This is a genomic window from Clostridium aromativorans, from assembly GCF_020908015.1.
Taxonomy (GTDB): Bacteria; Bacillota; Clostridia; order Clostridiales; family Clostridiaceae; genus Clostridium_B; species Clostridium_B aromativorans.
Map to the genome: position 1 here is coordinate 1 of NZ_JAJJPB010000059.1, position 5923 is coordinate 5923.

Annotated in this window: 7 protein-coding genes; 5 read left to right on the forward strand and 2 right to left on the reverse strand. The window is 37.8% G+C overall.

Going from position 1 to position 5923, the window contains the following annotated elements:
- Window positions 1-309 precede the first annotated feature (309 nt).
- Entirely contained in the window at window positions 310-855 is a 546-nt protein-coding gene (locus tag LN736_RS18630; protein ID WP_229982196.1) for a TetR/AcrR family transcriptional regulator, read from the reverse strand.
- 27 nt (window positions 856-882) lie between these two features.
- Between LN736_RS18630 and LN736_RS18635 the strand changes: the two genes are divergently transcribed.
- The 5 genes from LN736_RS18635 (at window position 883) to LN736_RS18655 (ending at window position 5489) form a co-directional block, all read left to right on the forward strand.
- Window positions 883-1530, forward strand: a complete 648-nt coding sequence (locus tag LN736_RS18635) for a 4Fe-4S binding protein (protein ID WP_229982197.1) — start codon at window positions 883-885, stop codon at window positions 1528-1530.
- Between the two features lie 205 nt (window positions 1531-1735).
- Window positions 1736-2662: an ABC transporter ATP-binding protein gene (locus tag LN736_RS18640; protein WP_229982198.1), complete on the forward strand. Its 927-nt coding sequence runs from the start codon at window positions 1736-1738 to the stop codon at window positions 2660-2662.
- On the forward strand, window positions 2659-3612 hold the full coding sequence (locus LN736_RS18645; RefSeq protein ID WP_229982199.1) for an ABC transporter permease subunit: 954 nt from the start codon (window positions 2659-2661) through the stop codon (window positions 3610-3612). The genes LN736_RS18640 and LN736_RS18645 overlap by 4 nt, the downstream gene beginning before the upstream one ends.
- Before the next feature lie 75 nt (window positions 3613-3687).
- Entirely contained in the window at window positions 3688-4395 is a 708-nt protein-coding gene (locus LN736_RS18650; protein WP_106009949.1) for a response regulator transcription factor, read from the forward strand.
- 104 nt (window positions 4396-4499) lie between these two features.
- On the forward strand, window positions 4500-5489 hold the full coding sequence (locus LN736_RS18655; RefSeq protein ID WP_229982200.1) for a sensor histidine kinase: 990 nt from the start codon (window positions 4500-4502) through the stop codon (window positions 5487-5489).
- A gap of 69 nt (window positions 5490-5558) precedes the next feature.
- Here the strand turns inward: LN736_RS18655 and LN736_RS18660 are convergent.
- On the reverse strand, window positions 5559-5923 hold a 365-nt coding region (locus LN736_RS18660; RefSeq protein WP_229982201.1), incomplete at its 5' end, for an NAD-binding protein.

Below are 5923 nucleotides of genomic sequence, written 5' to 3' on the forward strand. Positions count from 1 at the left end.
TATAAAAAGTCTTTAGTATAAATAAAAGGCCTTTCAGCCAGGTAATTGCTGGAGGCCTTTCCTTATTTTCTGCCTAAAAATATTTTACTTACTCATTATACCATAAAAATGCACAAAATTCTTAAACCCGTTACCCTCCGTAATGTGGGCCTTTGCGCTAAATTCAGGCTCTCAATACTTGGCCACTAAGCGTTCAGTGCCTTGACAAGATTTGACAGTGATTTGGAATTGTCTTTTTATCGTTCTTCTGGGTTCCAGGTAGTTATCCACCCCTCCTAATTATCCTTCAAATGGAAATATCAATTTATTTTATAAATTAATTTTCTCTTTCAATATTCGTTCTACAGCAGACAGATAATCTCCTTCAAAAAACACATTATTGGACACCAGTATTGATGTCAATCCTTCCACTACAGACCACATAACAAGTACATCAATACCATGATCGGCAGATAACACATGATTATCCGTCAATTTCTCCCTTGCGGCAGCCTGTAGAATTGAAAAGGGCGGAAAGTCATCACATAATATTTTTGTATCAGTAATTCGCATGTGAAAGCTGGGTTGTGAAAAAAGAAAATGATGATATGCTGGATTTTCAACAAAGTAACATATATAACTTTTCCCCAACTCAATCAATACCTTATTTTTGTTTCTGCATCGTGATCTGGCATTCTGTAAGTATTCAGCCAGAGAATTGGTAACATGTGCCTGCATAGCTGCAATCAAATCATCCTTATTTTTAAAATGCTTATAAGGTGCTGAATGGCTGACTCCGCACCTTTCGGCAACCTTGCGAAGCGAAAACCCATCAGCTCCCTTTTCATTAATTAATTCTATTCCTGCATCTATCATGGCAATACTGCAAAGATTGCATGGGCCGTGGGAAAAACACTGAATTGTAATACAGTAACGATGAAACAGGCTGAAAAGTTGAATCTTCAAGAATATAAATTTATAGGATTGGGCTCGGGTATTTATTTCACATCCCATCATCCCAAATTAATAGAACTTGCCAGACAAATAGAGTCCTGGCAAAAAGTGTTTTTATTTTCTACCCACGGTTCACCGTTTCTCGGAAAATACCATAACAGTCTGAAAAATGTACTGAAAATGCATACTATTGAAATAATCGGTGAATTTTCCTGTCCCGGTTATGACTGTACAGGACCGTATATTCTCTGCGGCGGCGGAAACAAAGGAAGGCCAAATGAAAGTGATCAGAGACGTGCAAGTATCTTTGCAGCTAAATTGTTCCCTCAATATTACAAAGACACCGGAACAGTGAAAAATGGAAAATATGTGGGAGTCAGTACATCTGAATGCATTGGCTGTGGTAAGTGCACAGAAACATGCCCCATGAAAGTTTTTAAAATGAAAGATGGCAAATCTACAGTCATCAACGCAATGGACTGTATACACTGCAGTTTGTGCATACAAAATTGTCCTGTAAAAGCCATATCAGTTCAACATTCATGGAGAGAAGCCATTGCCATTGCCAGGCGGCACTTCAGAAGAAGTTCTCTATAACTATGAAGATACAAGCTTTAATCCCAATATACCCACCATTATAAATCCAATACAAATTATCCTAATCATATCAAATTGTAATGATTTTTGAGAGTTTAAGCTCCATTTACTGTCTGTTTACCGTCCATTTACTTTCGCTTTTTATAATCTTATTAAAATACAGATAAGGTATTTTGAATTTGGCACAGAAAGGACAGTTATATATATGAACAAAAAAACAGTTGTGGAATTAAAACACGTATCAAAAAAAATCGGCAAAAAGGAAATTATTCATGACCTGTCGTTTACAATTCCAGCTGGAGAAATATTCGGATTTCTAGGGCCCAATGGAGCAGGCAAAACTACCACTATCCGTATGATTACGGGACTGATAAAAATAACCGAAGGAGATATTTTTATTAAAGGACACAGCATTACAACCGACTTCAAAAAAGCAATTCAGAATGTTGGCGGTATTGTTGAAAATCCAGATTTATATAGATATCTTACGGGTTATCAAAATTTAAAGCACTATGCCAGAATGTCACCCGGCATCAGCAAAAAACGTATTTATGAAATGGCTGAAATTGTCGGACTCAAAGACAAAATGCAGGACAAAGTACGAACTTATTCACTTGGTATGCGTCAGAGGCTTGGGCTTGCACAGGCACTATTACACCGTCCATCTCTCGTGATACTGGATGAACCAACAAACGGACTTGATCCAGAGGGAATCCACGAGCTGCGTAACTATCTAAAGAAAATAGCTCATGAGGAAGGTGCTGCAGTTCTGGTATCAAGCCATTTGCTCTCAGAAATGCAGTTGATGTGTGACAGAGTGGGTGTTTTGCAGCACGGAAAGTTAGTAACTATTCAGCGTATAGATGATTTTGTCAAATCCGGCGGTTCAATGCAGGTGGAACTTATTGTAAGTACCTCACAAATTGTACAGACAAAAAATTTACTTCACACCATGCGGAAAAATGTACTTTCTTCCAGTCCAGCCGGGCATATTATAATTCAGATGACAAAAGAGGAAATTCCATCAGTGAACAAACATTTAATGAAATGCGGAATTGAAATTTATAGTATTCAGATGAAAGAAGAAACTCTGGAAGACAAATTTTTAGAAATTACGGAGGAACAGAAATGATCAATTTAGTGAAAAATGAGTTAATGAAAATATTCAGCGGCCGATTGACAAAAATCCTTTTCCTTTTACTGATTATTGTCGCCGTCAGTTTTTCAGTCTTTGCAAAAATCGCAATAAATAAGGAAACTGCAGGGAATTGGAGAACAGGACAGGAGCAAATTATAGAAAAAAATAATGGACGTTTACAGGTTGCAGATCTATCACCACAGTTGCAGGCAGAGGCGAAAAATAAAGTGGCAATTGCCGAGTACCGTTTGAAGAACAATATAGCCCCACAAGAAAATAACCTCTGGTATACGTTACTGCACTCATCGGGGTTGTTTGAATGGGTTGTTATTTTTACAATTATTATTGCTGCCAACATTGTTGCAAGAGAATATACGGATGGAACAATGAAGCTGTTATTGATTCGCCCACACAGCCGGGGTGCAATTCTATTTTCAAAATACACAGCAGTTGTCATATATGCTGTATTTTCACTGATACTCACCATAGGGGCAGCATATATAACCATTGATGTCTTATATGGCTTTGGAAGCGGAATACGCACTTTGGGAGCGGCAGAGCTTTTTATCAATTCACAAGGACAGATAGAATCATTAAATATTTTCAGGCAGTGTGTAAAAATGTATTGTCTGGATATTTTCCCAATTATGAGCTATGTGACCATTTCCTTTGCTGTCTCAACCATTTTGAAAAGCAGTGCAGTAGCGGTGGGCAGCTCTCTTCTGCTTATGATTTTAGGAAATTCAATGATTGAAGCCACATCAAAGCTGGCATGGCTGAAATTTCTTCCCTTTGCAAACAGCGACATGAGTTTGTATATCTTTCATTTACAGCCCCGGGAAGAAATGACAATAGGCTTTTCGGTATCTGTATTGCTGATATATATAATTGTTTTATTTGGTGTCAGCTTTGCAATATTTAAAAAACGGGATGTATCTATCTAATGACTGCTTTTTCAATCTGTTATATAATGAAAATTAAAGTGCAGGAAATGCAGAAAGGGGATATAACAGGTGACTATGCAGAGAATACTACTTGTTGATGATGAACTTGGAATCATAAAAATGCTGAAAACCATCTTACACAAAGAAGGTTACACAAACATCGACAGTGCTTCAACAGGGAAAGAAACTATGACAAAAATCATGAAAAATACCTATGATTTAATTGTACTGGATGTTATGCTGCCGGATATTGATGGCTTCAAGCTGTGTCAGAAAATCCGCCAGCATACATTTGTGCCAATTCTTTTCCTCACTGCTCGAACCGGGGATTTAGACAAATTAACAGGCCTCGGTATAGGCGGAGATGATTATATTACTAAGCCTTTTAATCCTCTAGAAGTTGTTGCAAGAATCAACGTACAGTTCAGGAGGATGAAACAGTACCGGCAAAATTCAATGAAGCAGGGGATCTATCATTTCGGCACTGTCACTGTAAATAAGAAAGAAGCAAAACTTCTTGTGGATAACAGGGAAATAAGCTGTCCGGCAAAAGAATTTGAATTGCTGCTGTTTTTAGTGGAACACCCAAATCAGGTGTTTACCGCAGGACAGTTATATGAAAATGTATGGGGGTATGAAAGTATGGGAGATGAACAAACTGTAAAAGTGCATATTAACCGATTACGTAAAAAAGTGGAACCAGACTTGAAGAATCCCTCTTACATTATAAATATCCGTGGAATTGGATATAAATTCTCATTTCCGGAGGGTGGGCAAATATGAAAGTAGATCTTACCAATGGACGTTTGACAGTCCGTTTTACCATCAATTTCATAGTACATCAGATTTTACTCTGGTTATTAATGGGGATCCCGGGGATTTACTGGATGCTGGTACTACAACACCAGTCACAAAACGAGACAGAAATTGCAATTCTTGCCTGGGTGACAATTTTTATCGGATTGTCTTACTGTCTGTTTTATGGTTATTACGTTGCACGCCCTCTAGTGGATATTTTGATGAATATACAAAAATTGTCAAGAGGTGAATATCTGGACTTACCCGGAAAGAGAATACGTTTAAGTTTTTTCTCAAAAAGACTTTACAGAGAAGTCTATGATAATCTGAAAACATTGTCTGATATTTTACAGCATAACGAAAAAAAGCGAAAAGAATTTGACGAAATGCGCCAAACCTGGGCGGCTGGAATTACACATGATTTAAAAACACCGCTATCCTATATTTCAGGGTATGCGGATATGCTTTTATCCGATAAACACAAATGGAGTCTGGAAGAAAAGAAAGAGTTTCTACAGATTATCAGCGATAAATCTGCTCATATAGAGGAACTTATCAACGATCTGGGTACGGCGTTCCGTATGGATGAATTTACAGGTCTAAAGATGAATCTCCAAAAGATAGAATTATCGGAATTAGTTCGCAGAGTGACGGCAGAAACAGCGAATATGCCCATTGCAAAGGAAAATCATTTTGAAATGATAGGTGAAGAAAAAGAGTTATTCGTTTCGGGCGATACTGAATTACTGAAACGAGCATTTTCAAATCTGTTAGTAAATGCAGTAGTACACAACCCGGAAGATACATCAGTCACTGTGAAATTAAGCCGTGAATCTTATGTTGAAGCAGAAATCTGTGATAATGGCAGCGGAATGAATGAATATGATATAAATCACATGTTTGACCGCTACTACAGAGGTACTTCTACAGATTCTCCAACAGGAAGTACAGGACTCGGCATGACCATTGTAAAACAGATTATTACTGCCCACCATGGAACTATCAGTGTAAAAAGCAAGATAAACTGCGGCACAAAAATAACTGTTAAACTTCCTCCTTATTATAAAACAGAAAAATAAAGCTGCAGTAAAATAGGAATTTTTACAGCAGCCCCATTAAATAAAACCAGACTTGTTTTCCAGTTTTAATTATTTTGTTACTTCAACCTTTGCCAGCTTCTCATAGAACTTTATGATAGCAGAGTGGTCACTCTGTCCTTCTCCATCAAGATGCAAATTCCTCAGTATTTCCAAAACCTGATTTGTAAGAAATAATGGTGCTCCCACACCCGCTCCTGTTTCAACTGCATTCGTAAGATCCTTTATGTGAAGGTCTATCTTGAATCCAGGTTTGAAATTCCTGTCAAGCACCATAGGTGCCTTTGCATCGAGTACCGTACTTCCTGCAAGTCCACCTTTTATGGCATTGTATATGAGTTCAGGTGATACCCCTGCTTTTGTTCCGAGCACAAATGCCTCCGACATAGCTGCTATATTGAGTGCAACTATAACCT

Excerpts from the sequence above, each read along its gene's own strand:
- LN736_RS18645 (WP_229982199.1), top strand. The coding sequence starts at position 2,659 with ATGATCAATTTAGTGAAAAATGAGTTAATGAAAATATTCAGCGGCCGA.
- LN736_RS18630 (WP_229982196.1), bottom strand. The coding sequence starts at position 855 with ATGATAGATGCAGGAATAGAATTAATTAATGAAAAGGGAGCTGATGGG.
- LN736_RS18640 (WP_229982198.1), top strand. The coding sequence starts at position 1,736 with ATGAACAAAAAAACAGTTGTGGAATTAAAACACGTATCAAAAAAAATC.
- LN736_RS18655 (WP_229982200.1), top strand. The coding sequence starts at position 4,500 with ATGCTGGTACTACAACACCAGTCACAAAACGAGACAGAAATTGCAATT.
- LN736_RS18650 (WP_106009949.1), top strand. The coding sequence starts at position 3,688 with ATGCAGAGAATACTACTTGTTGATGATGAACTTGGAATCATAAAAATG.